This is a genomic window from Streptomyces sp. 2A115, assembly GCF_052245575.1.
Classification (GTDB): Bacteria; Actinomycetota; Actinomycetes; order Streptomycetales; family Streptomycetaceae; genus Streptomyces.
In genome coordinates, this window is record NZ_JBQQCG010000143.1 from 1 (window position 1) to 15909 (window position 15909).

Consider the following 15909-nt stretch of genomic DNA (forward strand, 5'->3'; position numbering starts at 1 on the left):
CGCCGGCCTGAGCCTCTACCAGGTCGTCCGCGAGCTGCAGACACTCCTCGCCCTCTGGACCGGTGCCTGCCCCACCTGCCACCACGACATACCCACACCAATACGCACCTGACCAAGCCCTACTAGGGGTGCTTTCAAAAAGCCGGGTGCTTGCGGGCGAGTGTCATGCAGTGGGCGAGTTGCAGGAAGGCGTCGTGCATGTCGTCGCGCACTTCCCACCGGATCCACAGGCGGCGAGGGCCATGGAGCCAGGCGATGGCGGACTCGGCGCCCCAGCGAACCTTGCCCAGGCCCGAGCCGTGCGGCTGGCTCCGTCGAGCGATCTTCGGTGTGATGCCGCGCTCGCGCAGTCGTCGGCGATAGAGGTCGTAGTCGTAGCCGCGGTCGGCATACAGCATCCTGGGATTGCGCCGGGGGCGGCCCCGCTTGCCCCGCACCGGCCCAAGGCTGTCGATCAGCGGCAGAAGCCGGGGGACATCGTGGCGGTGACCGCCGGTCAGCGACACCCACAGCGGAGTGCCGCGGGCATCGGTCAGCAGGTGATGCTTCGAGCCCGGCCGCCCGCGGTCAACCGGGCTCGGACCGACTTTTGGGCTGCTTCGCCCCCGCTTGGCCTGCACATGAGAGGCGTCGATGGTGGCGCGGGAGAAGTCGAGACAGTCCGCAGCCCGCAACTCGTCCAGCAGCACCCGCTGGAGCTCCTCCCACACCCCGGCCCTCTGCCACTCGGCCAGCCGCCGCCAGCAGGTAGGACCGGAACCGAACCCCAGCTCCTGCGGCAGGACTCCCACTGGATGCCGGTGTAGAGGACGAACAGCACGCCTTGGAGCGTCCTGCAGTCATCGATCCGCTTGCGCCCCGGGTACCGGACCGCCGTTCATGCTTCGGCAACAGCGGCTCGATCACCGCCCACAACCCGTCACTGACCTCCCACGGCTTCCACCGCGCCATGGTCACACCCCACAGAAAACACGGGATTACGCGCATCTCCCGACCGTGCCACAACACGAACTTTCTGCAAGGACCCCTAAAAAAGGACGTAACACCGCAATGAACGCTTTCACCACCGCCGTAGCCGTCGGGTCGGAGGAGCCGCTCAGCCCCGGCTACGACACGGCGACCAAGGACGACGCCGAGTTCAACAAGCACTTCCGGCACGGCTTCACCACCATCGACGACGTACAGATGCACTACGTCATCGGCGGCGACGGCCCGCAGGTCCTGGTGCTGCTGCACGGCTGGCCGCAGAGCTGGTACGAGTACCGCCCGATCATGCCCTCGCTGCTGCCCGGCCGCACCGTCATCGCCATCGACCTGCCGGGCCTGGGCGACTCGACCGGAAACCCGCCCTCCATGACCAAAACGGTCCTGGCCACCTACGTCCACAAGCTGCTCAACCACCTCGGCCACCACGAGAACGTACACGTCGTCGCCCACGACCACGGCCTCAACGTCGCCTACTCACTGGCCGCCCAGCACCGCGACCAGGTGGCGGGCCTGTTCCTCATGGACGCCGCCCTCGTCGGCAAGAACCTGAAGTTCGCCACCCTCGCATCGGTGTCTTGGCACTTCTCCTTCTTCCTGCAGAATCCGCTCGCCGAGGAACTGGTCACCGGCCGGGTCGAAACCCTCCTCACCCGCTTCTTCCAGAGTATGAAGACCGCCGGCGAGAACGTCTCCGACGACGAACTCGCCGAGTTCGTCCGGGTGTACTCCCGCCCCCAGGTCCTGCACGCCGGCTTCGGGCTCTACCGGACCCTGACCCAGGACGAGGCCGACAACACCAAACTCCAGGAAACCCCGCTGACCATCCCGGTCCACATGATCACCCAGGCCGCCCTCGCCGACCTGTTCCTGCCGACCGTCCAGGGCGCCGCCCCCCACGCCACCTCCGCCGTCGTCCCCGGCGCCGGACACTTCCTCGTCCACGAAGCACCGGACCGCGTCCTGGCCGAGATCAACGCCTTCTACCCCACCTCCACCCCCTGACCAAAAAGCACCACACGACCACATGACGTCCAAACCATCCGATGCCAGAACTCGCGCGGTCCCTGAAGGGCAACCTCGAAAGCCGGCACACCGAGGCCACGTAAACGGCGCCTGACGACGTCTCAGCCGGATCACACCTGCCGGCATCCGCGTACGAGTGGATCCGCGCCCCGGTCGCGGAACACGTCGAGGTGCAGTCCGTGAGCGGTGGGACGGGCGTGGCGACCGCGCTCGTCGGCGGCGCACCGATCCTGCCGGTCCGGCCCGGTGAGCTGTCCGGTCCGGCCCTGGGTGTCACGCTGGAGGCGTGGGGTCCGGCGGGCGGGCCGGTCCGTGGGCAGACCGCCGAGCTGGTGATCACCCGACCGATGCCGTCCATGCCGCTGCACTTCTGGAACGACGCAGGTGACAGCCGTCACCACGACGCCTACTTCCCCGCCTACCCGGGTGTGCGGCGGCACGGCGACTGGGTCACCATGACCCGGCGCGGCACGGTGATCGTGAACAACCGTCGGAGTGCTGGGGCAGCCGTTCGTAGTCGCGCGCGTTGCGGCGGGCGTTCATGCACCAGCCGATCGTGCGCTCGACTTTCCAGCGCCGGGGCAGGACGACGAAGCCCTTGATGCCCTTGGGCCGGGAGACGATGCGCAGGGTGAGCCAGAGGCGGTCGCGGGCCCAGTTTACGAGGTCGCCAACGTAGCCGCGGTCGGCCCAGACCTGGGTGATCTGCGGCTGGGTCAGGCGCAGGCGCCAGAAGACGTCGCGTGCGGCGTCGCGGTCCTGGATGTCGGCGGGCGTCACCGTGATCATCACGGGCAGGCCGAGCGTGTCCACGGTGATATGTCGTTTGCGCCCGTTGATTTTCTTGGCGGCATCGTAGCCGCGGCTCTTCCGGCCGACGGTGGAGGCGGCCTTGACCGACTGGGAGTCCACGATCAGCGTCACCGGGTGGGGGCAGCGGCCCTTGCCGGTACGAATCCGGCGCCGGAGCTGATCACGGATATAGGTGACGACCCCGGCCCGGTTCCACCTCCAGAAGAACCCGTAAACCGTCTCCCACGGAGGGAAATCCGCAGGCAGGGCCCTCCACTTCGCGCCGTTGTCGACGATGTAACGGATGCCGTCGACGATCTCCCGCCGCGGCCACTTCTCTGGATGTCCGCCGGTCTTGGTCCGGCAGGCCGGCACTGGCAGGAGGGGTTCCAGCAGGGCCCATTCGGCGACGGAGGTGTCGGAGGGGTAGCGGCGGCGACGGAAGGCAGCGGGCATGGCGGGCTCGGCAGAGGGATCGGCTGCGAACGGGGGTTATTTGGAGAGCTGGGCGAGGGTGGCGCGCACCCCGGTGAGCTGGGCGGTGGCGAGCTGGGCCCATTCGTCGTCGGGGTAGCGGGCCAGGTGCGGGTCGAGCGTGCCCGTGATCACCCGGGTGAGCCGACAGAGGATCTGCCGGAACTGCCGCTTGTCGTACTCATCCAGTCCGCGGGGTCGTCGGAGAACATGAACCCGTCTCGCCGTGTCCAGGTGATCGGCGTCAGGTTCTCCGCGGCGACGACATCGCGGACGTGCCCCATTCCGCGGCCCACCTGCGAACGGGTCAGGCGGGTGGCAGCCATCAGCTGTTAGGTGTGCAGGCCAGCGGGGCGTGCTTCCATCAGAGCGACGCGGACCAGATCGCCGTAGTGCCCGGCCAGCGGCCGGGCCTCCCGGCGTCGCGGCATGGCCTACTCGCCTTTGAGCAGCTGGACCAGCTGCTCATCCAGGGTGAAATCGCCATTGTCGAGCGCCCCTTCGAGCCAGTCCGCCGCCGCGCGGACCCGGCCGATCTGCCGGCGGACAGTCTCCCGCTCGTCCTCGGTGAACTCCTGCCCGCGCAGCTGCGGGACCAGGCGGCCGAGCGTGGCCACGAAGCCGTGGCAGGAGCCGACCAGGTCGAGGTATTCGATGGTGTGCTCGATCGCGCGGACGGCCGGGGTGCGTTCGCGGATCCGATCACGCGTCTCGGCGGAGTTGTCGAACTGCGCGCGGTTGACGAGCATCCGGGTGGTGTCGTCCCGCATGGTCGTCCGGGCCACGGCCGGGCGGCGCAGCAGACCGGTAGTGACCTCCTGCGCGACGGTGTCGTCCCTGGTCAGCTCCGTGACGACCCGGACCTTATCGGCAGGGGTGACGTGCTCGGTCACCGCCGGCCGCTTCAGCAGGTCGGTGGCGACCTGGGCGGCGACCTCATCGTCCCGGGTCAGTTCGGCAACGGCCTGGACCTTCTCGTCCACCGTGACCGGCCGGTCGACCCGTTGGCCGACGACCCGTTTCGCGCCGTCCGGCGTCCACTGCCTCGTCCCCGTGCGCGGGTTGAACGGCGCGTCCTCGATCGCTGCCCAGCGTTCGTCCGCGTCCGCGACCGAGGCGAGGATGCGGTGAACGGTGAACGACACGCCGTCCTTGCGGTGCCCCTCGGGCCAGCGGTTGGCGGTGTATCGCCAGTCTTCCACCGTCCGGCGCTCGACGCCGATGTCGTCCGCGAACATCTGCAACGACTCCGTCACGGTGAACAGGTCGTTCGTGCCGTTCGGCATCGACCCGCCCACCGACCTCATCGGCTCGATCTCCAACGCCATGTCACCCAGGGCGAACTGCGCCCTCGCGATCTGGGCGATCAGTTCCTTGGCCTGGGTGACGAGCTGTTCGTAACGCTGCCGGGTGACGTTCCCGATCCGGTCGGCCACATCGGTCATGAAGACCACCGCCTCGCCCGGGTGCGGCCCGGCCACCACGACGTGACCGGTCAAGGGGGTGCCAGCCCCGGTCACCATCCACCGTGACGCGCGCGCGACACGCCGGGGCAGAGCGTGAACTGGGGGCGCTCGAAGCGCTCGGGAGTCGGTCCCAACTTCCCTGCAAAACAAAGGGTGTTCGAGGTGTTCGCGAGACGTTCGGCTATGGCGTTTCCGTAACGCCGTTCCGCGACGCCCGCCGCTGACGGCAGGCCCGCACCCGGCAACGGTCCGAGCAGTACACCGCAGCCCTCGACCGCTCCACCCCCACCGTCCACGACCGCCCGCACACCGGGCACTCCGCCTGCTCTCCCCGCTGCATCGCAGCCACCCGCTGCCGGGTCCGCTGAAGCCTCCGCCACCGCCGCGACCTGCACCGACCCGAGCAGAACACCGCCTCCGCCGCCATCGCCTGCGGCAGCGGATCACCACACTCCGGGCAGTACCGCCGAGCCGTCCCGCCAGCCCCCACACCTCAGATCATCCAGCCGTACCCACCTCACGGCCAGGGATCTACAACACCTACTCACCGACAGCGATCGCGCGATGGTGGAGGCGTGGATGCACAGCCGCGACCGGTTCGTCACGGTCATCCCCGTGACGGCAGTGCTTGCCGGCCGCCAGCAGCTGGACCGGCCGACAACCGACCCCATCCTGCTCACCAGCGAGGCGTGACGACCGTGAACTCGCCGCGGGAGCTGTCCGGCGTCTTCGCGGGGACTGCGCGAACGAGCGCCCTGGAAGCAGGGCGCGAGGCCGCAGTCGCCCGCCGCCGCGCCGACAGCGAGAAGTGCCGACGGCGCGTGCTCGACGTGATCGCCGGCATGCGCAAGACGCGCGCACCCCTGTCCGACGCGGAGATCACGCGCCGGGCGGGAGTGAACCCTCAGTACCTGCAGCGCCATCGGGACCTGAAGGCGGAGGCGGAGGTCGCCCGCGCGCACCTTGCCGACAGCCGGCCCCGGGCCGCAGCCGCGCAGGCGGCCCGCAAGGAGGCGGCTCTGCAGGTGGAGAACCGCATGCTGCTCGAACAGAATCAGGCCCTGCGCAAGGATCTGGAGACGGCACGGTCGGAGCTGCGCTCGCTCCGGACCCGCGATCTCATGGGCGCTGCGCGTGGGGACCTCGCTGCTCTGCCTCATCGCGACCCCGCGCTCAAGGAACTGCGCAGGGAGCGGGACGAGGCCGTGGCCGTCGGGCGGTGCGCGGAGGCAGACCTGGTGACCTTACGCCGTGTTGTTCAGCGACTTATGGCGGAGAACACCCGGCTTCTCGGAGGGCAGGCCGACGCACCCGGCGGCGGCAGCCCGTCGGTCGGTCAGGAAGCTTTGGGATCGGGTGCGTAGGCCTCGGTGACGTCGCGAAACCTTCCCTCAGCAGGGATTGCAGTTGGGTGTGGTTCCTGGCTCTGGCAGTTGGTAATTCGATGACCGATACGTTGACCGTAGAGTGACGGATCCACTCCCAGCCCTACGTCCGTAGCGTCGGGCGTGCTCAGTGCACGCGCACCCCACCAGGCCGTCTGCTCCGCCCAGGTCGACTTCGAGGTCCGCTCACCGTCCGCAGACGACTGGTCCCCCCGACGCTCTGGGCGGTTGGCGATGCTTGAGCCGGCGCCATTCCCGCCGGGCGTCGCACCCAACCGCGCTTGTGATGTCCACAACCCCAAACAAATCACCGATCGGAGACATCTCGTGCCTGCCGTATTGATTCATGGCCTCCGGGACACCTACCTGAGTCGAGCGGCAGACCCCTAACACCGGATCAGGCGGCGCCTCATGACCGTGCGAGGTGACGCCTGATCCGAGTGGCGATCGTCACCACCTGGCCTCCCGGGGCCGGGAGCCGATGCTGACCCCGGGGCGCCTCATGGCCAGTGCAGGCGGCGTGAATCTCAGTGGCCGCCGGCCCGCTACGTGGCTCCTGGCACGACCTGCGCGCCGACCGCCCCCCCTCGGCCCTCAGTTGACCATCCCGTCCAAGCCCGCCCGGTGCAGATCCAGGACGGAAGCGTGTATGTCCGCACACGCAACATCACGGAGTGAACGGTGACACAGACACCGAACAACACATCGGTCGGCGTCACCGCCGAGCGGTCCGATGCGGCGCGTAATCGCTCCCGGCTGCTGAAAGCGGCCGCACAACTGATCGCCGAACAAGGAGCCGAGAATGTGACGATGCGGGAGGTCGCCGAAGCGGCCGGTGTAGGGAAGGGCACGCTCTTTCGCCGGTTCGGCGACCGCGACGGCCTCCTGCTCGCTCTCCTCAACGAAGCCGAGGCGGAGTTTGAGAAGTTGTACACCTCAGGTCCTCCTCCCCTGGGGCCAGGAGCTTCCGCGGGAGATCGTCTGGCAGCGTTCGGCTGCGCCCTGCTCGTGCGCATCGCCGCCGACGCGGACCTGGGCGCCGCGCTGGGACGCCAGGTGCCCTACGCACGCCGCAACGCCTCGAACACCGGCCGGGCCTTCCACGGTCATGTCTCAACTCTCCTGCGCGAGACAGGGGTTGACGCAGACCATGACTTGCTCGCCCACGCCCTGCTCGCCTTCACGAGCTTCGAAGCGGCGGACTACCTGCGCAAGGAACGCGGAGTGGCCACCGCACGCCTGCAGGCCACCTGGGTAGACCTGGTGCGACGGCTGACCCAACCCAAGGGACCGTGAGATCATCCCTACGGTAAGAATCCGGGCATCGGCGAGCCACCGAGCAGCATTGGGATACCGCCGGTCACCCCTTCAAGCGCAGCCCTTCCTCGAAGTCGACGCGCGCGAGGTCGGCGCGCGAGACGATGCCGAGCTTGGGGAACACGTTGGCCAGGTGATAGCCCACCGTGCGGGGGCTGATCAATAGCTGTGCCCCGATCTCCCGGTTGGTGAGTCCCTCCGCGGCCAGCCGTGCGACTCTCGCCTCCTGCGCGGTCAGGACCGTTGGGGCGTCCCGGTCCGGTGCCGAGTCGCGGCGCACCTGCTGCCCGCTCAGCTCCTGTTCGGCCAGGGTGCGGGCGAGCAGGGGAGCCGCGTCGAGTCGCCGGAAGGTTTCCGCGGCTTCCGCCAGCTGGATCCGTGCGTCGCTACGGCGGCGGGCCCGGCGAAGCCACTCGCCGTACAGCAGGCGGGTGCGGGCGTAGGCGAAGGGCCGCGACTGGGCTCCGGGGACCTCCAGCGCTAGCCGAAAGTGCTTGTCCGCATCAGCTCCGGACTCCAGCAGGGCATGGACCAGGTGCGTTGCGGAGACCGCCCAGGGCGCATGGGACCGCTCCGCCCACCGCCGCAGCAACCACGCCTGTTCCTCGGCAGTCGCCCGCTGCCCGGCCTGGACCGCGGCTTCAGCGGTGTCAGGCGCGGCCAGCAGCGCGATGGTGGGGTGCGCCGCGTGGTGCCCGTCCTCGGTCAGCCGGACCAGGCGGCCCACAGCGTCCTCGGCGCGGCCGGCGAAGAGCGCCGACATACCGAGGGTCCACTGCGCGGCCGCGCTGAAGACGCGCCCTCCGCGCGGCACCCAGACCTCGGCGGTCCGGGCGGCATGGTCCGCGACGGTCTGCTCATCGCCTCGCGCGGCTGCCAGCCATCCGAGACAGTTGCGGTACTGCGACGCCGAGTGTTCGTCGCCGATCTCCTGCGCCACGCGGAGCCCCTCGATGGTGTTCGCCTCGGCGAAGGCCCAGGATCCTTGCGCGATGTCTACCGTCACGGTCTGGGCCAGCGCCTGGGTCAGGGCGGTCACCTGGTCGGTCTGCCGCAGCTGGTCGATTTCCCGGTGGAGGCCCTCCCCAAGGACGTGCTCGGTGCCCCAGGCCACCCCCAGCGGGGCCGGTGGCATCAGAGGCCAGGAAGTGCCGCTGAGCCGGTCGAGGCCCTGACCGCCGAGGGCCGCCACCTGTTCGCGGTCATCGGCGCCGCCTCTCCGGTCCTCCGTCCACCATGCGCGCAGCAACAGGCCGGTGTCCGGGAAGTCCCCCTGTGAGAGCCGCCGCTCGAGCCGGTGGAGCGTCTCGCGCTGCAGTTCGCCGTGCCCGGCCGCCCACGCCGCCCACAGCGCCATGCTGCCGAGCGTGAACGCCTGCCCCGTGTCGGCCACCCGCTCCATGTCCCGGGCAAGCCGACGGCAGGCGATCTCGAGATGGCCATGCGTGAACTCGATCAGCCCACGCAACCCCTCGCTGAGGTCCGCGACCTTGGCTTCGGAGGAGATCCGTTCGGCCCGCGCCAGCATGTCCCGCGCCATATCGGCCTGGCCGGCCTGCCAGGCCGCCTTCGCTCCGTGAGCCAGCCGCCTGGTCGCGTCGTCCGTGGAGGGGGACAGCGCCGCCGCGCGCCGCAGGGCACGGCCGGCCGCGGCGCAGCCGCCGCGTGCCCAGGAGCGATCGGCCGACTCCTCCAGCAGCCGGGCCACCTCCCCGTCAGGTCCGCCTGCGGCTTCCACAGCCGCGGCGAGGTGCCAGGGGCGCAGCTCGTCGGCGTTTTCACCGGTCAGCACGGAGGCGAGCGCGCGATGAACCGCCTGCCGGTCCGCGGCCGGTGCCTCCTCGTAGACCACCGCCCCCATCAGCTGGTGGCGGAGGCAGATACGACCGTCCGCACGCGTGGTGAGCAGACCCGAGTGCATCCCCTCGTCCCACGCGGCCGAGTCGAGGCCGAGCACAAGAGCCGCCTGGCACATGGTGTTCCGGTCGCTGCGGTCATCGGCGGCGATGAGAAGAAGCGCGGTGCGGGCGGGCGCGGACAACCTCACGATGCGGGCACGGAAGGTACGGCGCAGGCGGGGCCCGACGGCGATCTGCTCACCGGCGAGAGGGTGCGTCGAGATGTCGCCCGCCGCCATGGACGTGGGCAGTTCCTGGAGCGCGAGCGGATTGCCGGCCGCCGCCCGGACCGTGCGGCGGATCACCGCCTCGTCGGCGTGCGGAGCGACGGCACCGGCGAGCAGCCGGGCGTCCTCGTCGCCCAGCCCACGGACCTCCATCGCCGCCAGTTCCTCCCACGGTCCCTCGACGGGATCGTCGTGTCCGGTCAGGAGCATGGCCACGGGCTCGGCGCGCAGGCGGCGCGCCACGAAGGCCAGGCACCGTGCGGAGGGCTCGTCCAGCCAGTGGGCATCGTCGACGGCGATCAGCACAGGCCGCTCCCCGGCCAAATCGCCGATGAGCGTCAGTACGGCCACGCTGATCAGGAACGGGTCCGCCGCGTCACCGCTGATGCCGAGTGCCCCGTTCAAGGCGTTGGCCTGCGGCTTGGGGAGTGTGCTGATCCGGTCCTTCACCGGCCACAGCAGTTCATGCAGGCCGGCGAACGCCACCCCCGACTCCAGACGGGTACCCCGGCATCTCACGACGGTGAAGTCTCCACCAGCTGCTTCGGCCACGTAGTCGAGCAGGGCGGTCTTGCCGATACCGGGTTCGCCCCACACCATCAGAGCCGCCCCGGCGCCTTGACCAGCGGCGTCAAGGATCCGGTCGAGGGCTGCCTGCTCCTGGTGCCGTCCATACAGGTTCATTTGCTTGAAACCTTAATGGCTCACTGCAGCCGGGACCATACGCGACACCGCCAGTTGACCTGCGCTTGGCAGCCCTGTGACAGATGAGGTGACAGATCCGCTTCCCGCCCTTCCTCCTTAGCGTCATGCCTGGGTGCTCAGTGCACTCGCGCTGCACGGCAGGAGGACCACAAGGCGACGTCGATCACCGAAGTCGGAAGCATCGGCAGGACTACGACAGCGCTCTTGGTGACGAATGCCGTGACCGTCAGGGCGGCCTCCGGGCAGATACCTGCGCTGCGCCGTCGACCCGGCCGCCTGAGGCGTCGGCGCGCCGTGCCGCTCGTGCTCGCTGAGGTGGTGAGCCCTCGACAAGCGGCTTTCGTCTTTACGACTCGGAGGTGGTCGTGGATGGCTCGCGCTTCCCTTGGACGGGGCGACTGCCCCGGTGCCAGGCGCAGATCCGACACGTGATGTCCACCTGGGGCGAGAACCCAGCTCCCGTCATATGAAGCAAGACGGCCGAAGAGATCCCCGCCCCCAGTCACAGGGCGATCTTCTTGGGCGAGAGACTTAGAAGGAGTAGAGCAATGAGGGGCACAGTCACCGTCATCGACAAGGGCATCGTGCGGGTCCACAGCTACATGGCTCCCGACACGGGTCTGAACGTCACCACCCAGCTGATCGAAACCCCGAACCTGCTCATCGCGGTGGACGGTCAGGTCAACGTCGCAGACGCCGACGAGGTCGTCGAATACGCCAAGGGACTCGGCAAGCCGCTGGACCGGCTCATCGTCACCCATGACCACCCGGACCATTACCATGGCGCAGCCAGCTTCAACGCACCCATTCACGCGCTGGCGGTCGTACGGGATCAGATGGCGGCCCGCGGCGACCTCCAGGACCTGAACGGCGTCCCGGTCCCGGCAGCGGAAGTGGCACCCACCGACCTGATCACCCCGGGCACCGAGGTCATCGACGGTGTCACCTTCGTCTTCGAAACCGTCTCCGGCGGTGAGACCAGCGACCAGCTGCTGATCCGGCTGCCCGAGCAGGGCGTACTGGTGGCACAGGACCTCGTCTACCACCACACCCACGCGTTCGTCGGAAACAACGACATCGCCCGCTGGCAGGTCATCCTGCAGGAACTCGCCGACCCGTCCTACGACACGGTCCTGCCCGGACACGGGCTGCCCGCAGGACAGGCCGTCTTCGCCGAGATGGCCGCGTACCTGGAGGCCGCCAGTGACCTGCTCGGTGACGACGGCGAGGCCTACAAGCAGGCCATCATCGAGCGCTACCCCGACTACGCGGCTCCCTTCGTGATCGACATCGGCAACTTCTACCTCTTCGGCACCCGGCCCGCCTGACCGACACCGTTGAGACGACCGCCCGAATTCCGGTCGAGGCCGCTCAAGCGAACGCCCCGGCCAGAGCTACGTGCTGACGCTCAGGGCGCCGCTCGATCAGCTCGCACCCGTGGTGATCACGTCCTCGGCTGAAGGAACCTCACAGGTGCGACCCGTCGATTCACCCGCGCAGTGACGTTCCATCAGTACGGCTCATGCGATCGCCTCGGGGCCATGGAACAACCGCAACACGCCTTGTCGGCGACATCCACGCCTTCTTCCGCGTCACCCCACGAATTAGTCACGCCGACCCCCACCCCACCCCGCCTGAGCATCAGTCGGCCAACGGTGGCCGTCGACGACTTCCGGGGTGATCGGGCGCGTCGGCGAACCATGCCGCTCGCCCCCGCGGCAGCCACCTTTGTTCATCAGCACTCGTCCCGTCTGCGATGAGGAAGTCGTGTCCCAGCAGCAGCAACCAGCCCGGCGCGGCACCGCCGTATGGGCCGTGGTCATCACCAGCGCGGCGGGATTCATCACCGCGCTCGACAATCTGATCGTCACCACCGCCCTGCCCTCGATCCGTGAGGACCTCGGCGGCGCACTTGAGGACCTCGAATGGACGGTGAGCGCCTACACCCTCACCTTCGCGGTCCTGCTGATGTTCGGCGCCTCGCTGGGTGACCGGTTCGGACGGCGACGGCTGTTCGTCCTCGGGCTCGGCATCTTCACCGCCGCCTCCGCCGCGGCCGCGCTCGCCCCGGGGATGAACGAACTCATCGCCGCCCGAGCGGCGCAGGGCGTCGGCGCCGCCATCGTGACGCCCCTGACACTCACCCTGCTCTCGGCCGCCGTTCCGCCCGAGCGACGCGGCGCGGCATTCGGTATCTGGGGCGCAGCCAGCGGCATCGCCGTCGCCACCGGACCCCTGATCGGCGGCACGCTCACCGAGCACCTCTCCTGGCAGTGGATCTTCTGGGTGAACGTCCCGCTCGGGCTGATCCTGATGCCGCTCGCCCTGCTGCGGCTCAAGGAGAGCCACGGCCCGAACCCGAGCCTCGACCTCGTCGGCACGGCCCTGGCCAGCGGCGGTCTGTTCGGCATCGTCTACGCCCTGATCCGCGGCAACGTCGACGGCTGGACCAGCACCCTGGTGCTGGGCGGTTTCATCGCGGGCCCTGCCCTGCTCATCGCCTTCGTCCTGTGGGAACAGCGCGTCGAGAACCCGATGCTGCCGATGCGCCTCTTCCGCCACCGCGCCTTCAGCGCCATCAACGCGGCCAGCCTGCTGATGCTCCTCGGCATGTTCGGGTCGATCTTCCTCCTCAGCCAGTACCTGCAGACCGTCGGCGGCTACTCGCCCATGGAAGCCGGCGTGCGCATGCTGCCCTGGACCGCCATGCCGATGATCGCCGGACCCATCGCAGGCGCGGTCTCCGACCGCATCGGCGGCGCCCCCGTCGTCGCGGTGGGCATGGCCCTCAACGCCGTGGGCCTGGGACTCTGGGCGATGGTCGTCGAACCACAGGTGTCGTACACCTCCCTGTTGCCGGCCCTGATCGTTTGCGGAGTCGGTATGGGCATGTTCTTCGCCCCCAGCGCGAACCTCGTCATGAGCACCGTCCGCACCGAGGAGGAAGGCATCGCCTCCGGTGCCAACAACGCCATCCGTGAGGTCGGCGGCGCCATCGGCGTCGCATCGCTGGCCGCCGTCTTCTCCTCCCAGGGGGGCTACGAGTCCGCTTCCACGTTCGTGGACGGACTGATCCCGGCGCTCTGGGTCGGCGCCGGTGCGGTCGCCCTGGCCGCAGCCGTCTCGCTCCTGATGCTCGGCCGGCCCAAGGCCGACAGCCAGGCTGCCGACCTCTCGAAAGGCACTCCGGCCGGCGCCCCGGCCACCATCTGAACCCCGCACACCCCTGACGTGAGAAAACCGTGCTCGTCATCAGCTCGAACGGCGCACACACCATGCCACACAGGTGCAGGCGGGCCTGCCGTAGCGATGCCGCTCCGACGGACAAAGCGGCGGCACCCGCATCCCCACCAGGCGCAACAGCTCCGTGGCCGTCGGACGCGATCACGGCCACGCAACCCCCTAAGAAACGGACCACGCCATGAGCCAGCCCAGCACGATCCGCCTGGAGCGGACCACCCCGCGGACCGCCAGGATCACGTTCGCGAATCCTCCCGTGAACCTGGTGATTCCCGAGTCCGTCGTGACGCTGCACAGAATCGTCAAGGAGCTCGAGAACGACCCGGACATCCAGGTCGTCGTCTTCAGCAGCGAACTCCCCGACTTCTTCATCAACCACTACGACGGCGCCGCAGCCGCCGACCTCCCCCAGCCCGAGCACGAGGACGACAACCCGGTCTGGACCGACATGGTCCTGCGGCTGACCAAGGCTCCGTTCGTCAGCATCGCGGCCATCCGGGGCCGCACCCGCGGCGCCGGCAACGAGCTGGCCCTCGCCTGCGACCTGCGCTACGCCAGCCGCGAGAAGGCGTTCTTCGGCCAGCCCGAGGTCGGCATCGGCATCGTCCCCGGCGGAGGCGGCGCCGAACGGCTCCCGCGCTCCATCGGCCGCGACCGCGCACTGGAGGCGATCCTGACCAGTGCCGACTACGACGCCAACCTGGCCGAGCGCTGGGGATGGGTCACCCGCACCCTGCCCGACGCGGAACTCGACGCCTTCGTCGACGCGACGGTCGCCCGCCTCGCCTCCTTCGACCGGCAGGCACTGGCGACCGCGAAGTCCATGGTCAACCGGGCGACACTGCCGCCGGACGCCGACCTGGTCGCCGCCTTCGGCGAGTTCGCGGACACACTGACGCAGCCGGGATTCGCCGCGCGTGCGATCGGGCTCGGCGCACTGGCCGCTGAAAAGGGCCTCGACGTCGAGTACCAGCTGGGCGAGTACATCGGCCTGGTCAACCAGAACCTCTGATCACCTCCCGCCGCGGCACGACCGACCACAGCGCCCGACAGAGGCTCGACAGCAGGATCCGCGGGCGACCCGGCCGGCCTGCCGGCCTCCCCGAGTACCACTTTCTCTCCGAAGGGACCTGATCCACATGTCCGAGCAGACCCTGCCCACCACCGCCCGCGCCTGGCACCTGGACACCCGCCCGGAGGGCCGGCCGACGGCGTCCGACTTCTCGCTGCGCGAGGTGGACCTCAGCACGCCAGGCCCGGGTCAGCTCCTGGTCACCAACGAGTACCTCTCGGTCGACCCCTACATGCGTGGCCGGATGAGCGACAAGAAGTCCTACATCGAGCCGTACGACGTGAACGCACCGATGGACGGTCCGGCGGTCGGCCGCGTCCTGGTGTCCAACGCCGAGGGTTTCGCGCCCGGCGATTACGTGGTGCACGTTCTCGGCTGGCGCGACCACGCGGTCCTCGACGCGGCGACCGCCCAGAAGGTGGACCCGAATCTTGCGCCTCTCACCGCTTACCTGGGCGTGCTCGGCCTCACCGGCCTCACCGCCTACATCGGGCTGGAGCGGTTCGCGAAGATCAAGGAAGGCGACACAGTGTTCGTCTCCGGTGCGGCGGGCGCGGTCGGCAGCCAGGTCGGTCAGATCGCCAAGCTGAAGGGCGCCGGACGCGTGATAGGAAGCGCGGGCTCGGACGAGAAGGTCAAGCTGCTGGTCGAGGAGTACGGCTACGACGCGGCGTTCAACTACAAGAACGGCCCGGTCGCCGAGCAGCTGGCCAAGGCGGCGCCCGAGGGCATCGACGTCTTCTTCGACAACGTCGGGGGCGAGCATCTGGAGGCGGCGATCGGCGCGCTCAAACTGCACGCCCGCGTCGTCCTGTGCGGGATGGTCTCCCAGTACAACGGCGAGAAGGTCGTGGGGCCGCGCAACCTGTGGAACCTGTCGGTGACGCGTTCGGACATCCTGTCGTTCATGTTCAGCGAGGAACTGGACCTCCAGCCCGACTTCGTCCACGAGGTCGGCGGCTGGCTCGCCGAGGGCAAGCTCCGCTACCGCGAAACGGTGCGGGAGGGCCTCGACAACACCCTGGACGCCTTCTTCGCGATGATGCGCGGCGAGAACATCGGAAAGATGATCGTCAAGCTCTGAACCTGCCACCAGCAAGCCGAGCGAGGGGCCCGCCGCGCGGCGGGCCCTCCGCACTGAAGGAGGCCGGCCTACATCCAGCCCCTGAGCGAGTTTCGGGTTCAAAAACACCTACTGAGCTTGGCGTTTAACGTGGGCGGGCTTGGTGTTCCTTGATCGACTCGGCGCGTTTGACGGTCTTGCCGACGTCGTGGTGCCTGGCTCGGTGCTTGTTCTTCGAGCCGGGAGGCCGTCCCGGGCCC

The 15909-nt window shown here is 69.1% G+C and carries 11 protein-coding genes and 2 pseudogenes; 7 read left to right on the forward strand and 6 right to left on the reverse strand.

What is annotated here, in order from left to right:
- Positions 1–134 precede the first annotated feature (134 nt).
- Positions 135–951, reverse strand: a pseudogene (locus ACTWQR_RS53535) (IS5 family transposase).
- 99 nt (positions 952–1050) lie between these two features.
- Here ACTWQR_RS53535 and ACTWQR_RS53540 point away from each other — a divergent pair.
- Positions 1051–1989: an alpha/beta fold hydrolase gene (locus tag ACTWQR_RS53540; protein ID WP_443234642.1), complete on the forward strand. Its 939-nt coding sequence runs from the start codon at positions 1051–1053 to the stop codon at positions 1987–1989.
- A gap of 131 nt (positions 1990–2120) precedes the next feature.
- On the opposite strand, the gene ACTWQR_RS53545 is transcribed toward ACTWQR_RS53540, so the two are convergent.
- From ACTWQR_RS53545 to ACTWQR_RS53560, 4 genes and pseudogenes are all read right to left on the reverse strand, one after another.
- Positions 2121–2411, reverse strand: a complete 291-nt coding sequence (locus ACTWQR_RS53545; protein WP_443234643.1) for a hypothetical protein — start codon at positions 2409–2411, stop codon at positions 2121–2123.
- An 88-nt stretch (positions 2412–2499) separates the two neighbouring features.
- Positions 2500–3258, reverse strand: a pseudogene (locus tag ACTWQR_RS53550) (IS5 family transposase); the annotation flags it as partial.
- Between the two features lie 149 nt (positions 3259–3407).
- A complete protein-coding gene (locus tag ACTWQR_RS53555; RefSeq protein ID WP_443234644.1) occupies positions 3408–3602 on the reverse strand; it encodes a hypothetical protein in 195 nt (64 codons plus the stop codon).
- A gap of 108 nt (positions 3603–3710) precedes the next feature.
- The gene (locus ACTWQR_RS53560; RefSeq protein WP_443234645.1) at positions 3711–4775 is read right to left on the reverse strand and encodes a DUF6192 family protein; all 1065 of its coding nucleotides are present in this window, start codon (positions 4773–4775) and stop codon (positions 3711–3713) included.
- 656 nt (positions 4776–5431) lie between these two features.
- Here ACTWQR_RS53560 and ACTWQR_RS53565 point away from each other — a divergent pair.
- Positions 5432–6106, forward strand: a complete 675-nt coding sequence (locus ACTWQR_RS53565) for a hypothetical protein (RefSeq protein ID WP_443234646.1) — start codon at positions 5432–5434, stop codon at positions 6104–6106.
- 702 nt (positions 6107–6808) lie between these two features.
- Complete coding sequence (locus ACTWQR_RS53570) at positions 6809–7423, forward strand: TetR/AcrR family transcriptional regulator (RefSeq protein WP_443234647.1); 615 nt, start codon at positions 6809–6811, stop codon at positions 7421–7423.
- Between the two features lie 64 nt (positions 7424–7487).
- On the opposite strand, the gene ACTWQR_RS53575 is transcribed toward ACTWQR_RS53570, so the two are convergent.
- Positions 7488–10253: an AAA family ATPase gene (locus tag ACTWQR_RS53575; RefSeq protein WP_443234648.1), complete on the reverse strand. Its 2766-nt coding sequence runs from the start codon at positions 10251–10253 to the stop codon at positions 7488–7490.
- A 569-nt stretch (positions 10254–10822) separates the two neighbouring features.
- Here ACTWQR_RS53575 and ACTWQR_RS53580 point away from each other — a divergent pair.
- The 4 genes from ACTWQR_RS53580 to ACTWQR_RS53595 all read left to right on the forward strand — a co-directional run bounded on the left by ACTWQR_RS53580 (position 10823) and on the right by ACTWQR_RS53595 (position 15670).
- Positions 10823–11602 carry an MBL fold metallo-hydrolase gene (locus tag ACTWQR_RS53580; protein WP_033326259.1) on the forward strand — a complete coding sequence of 260 codons (780 nt, stop codon included), beginning with the start codon at positions 10823–10825 and terminating at the stop codon, positions 11600–11602.
- A gap of 439 nt (positions 11603–12041) precedes the next feature.
- Positions 12042–13487, forward strand: a complete 1446-nt coding sequence (locus ACTWQR_RS53585) for a DHA2 family efflux MFS transporter permease subunit (protein ID WP_443234649.1) — start codon at positions 12042–12044, stop codon at positions 13485–13487.
- A gap of 208 nt (positions 13488–13695) precedes the next feature.
- The gene (locus tag ACTWQR_RS53590) at positions 13696–14526 is read left to right on the forward strand and encodes an enoyl-CoA hydratase/isomerase family protein (protein ID WP_443234650.1); all 831 of its coding nucleotides are present in this window, start codon (positions 13696–13698) and stop codon (positions 14524–14526) included.
- A gap of 127 nt (positions 14527–14653) precedes the next feature.
- Positions 14654–15670, forward strand: coding sequence for an NADP-dependent oxidoreductase (locus tag ACTWQR_RS53595; RefSeq protein ID WP_443234651.1), 1017 nt, complete (start codon positions 14654–14656; stop codon positions 15668–15670).
- The last annotated feature ends 239 nt before the right edge of the window (positions 15671–15909 follow it).

What these genes read in the sequence shown, in the direction of transcription:
- ACTWQR_RS53575 (WP_443234648.1), bottom strand. Translation starts at nt 10,253, where the DNA reads ATGAACCTGTATGGACGGCACCAGGAGCAGGCAGCCCTCGACCGGATC.
- ACTWQR_RS53555 (WP_443234644.1), bottom strand. Translation starts at nt 3,602, where the DNA reads ATGGCTGCCACCCGCCTGACCCGTTCGCAGGTGGGCCGCGGAATGGGG.
- ACTWQR_RS53590 (WP_443234650.1), top strand. Translation starts at nt 13,696, where the DNA reads ATGAGCCAGCCCAGCACGATCCGCCTGGAGCGGACCACCCCGCGGACC.
- ACTWQR_RS53580 (WP_033326259.1), top strand. Translation starts at nt 10,823, where the DNA reads ATGAGGGGCACAGTCACCGTCATCGACAAGGGCATCGTGCGGGTCCAC.
- ACTWQR_RS53540 (WP_443234642.1), top strand. Translation starts at nt 1,051, where the DNA reads ATGAACGCTTTCACCACCGCCGTAGCCGTCGGGTCGGAGGAGCCGCTC.
- ACTWQR_RS53595 (WP_443234651.1), top strand. Translation starts at nt 14,654, where the DNA reads ATGTCCGAGCAGACCCTGCCCACCACCGCCCGCGCCTGGCACCTGGAC.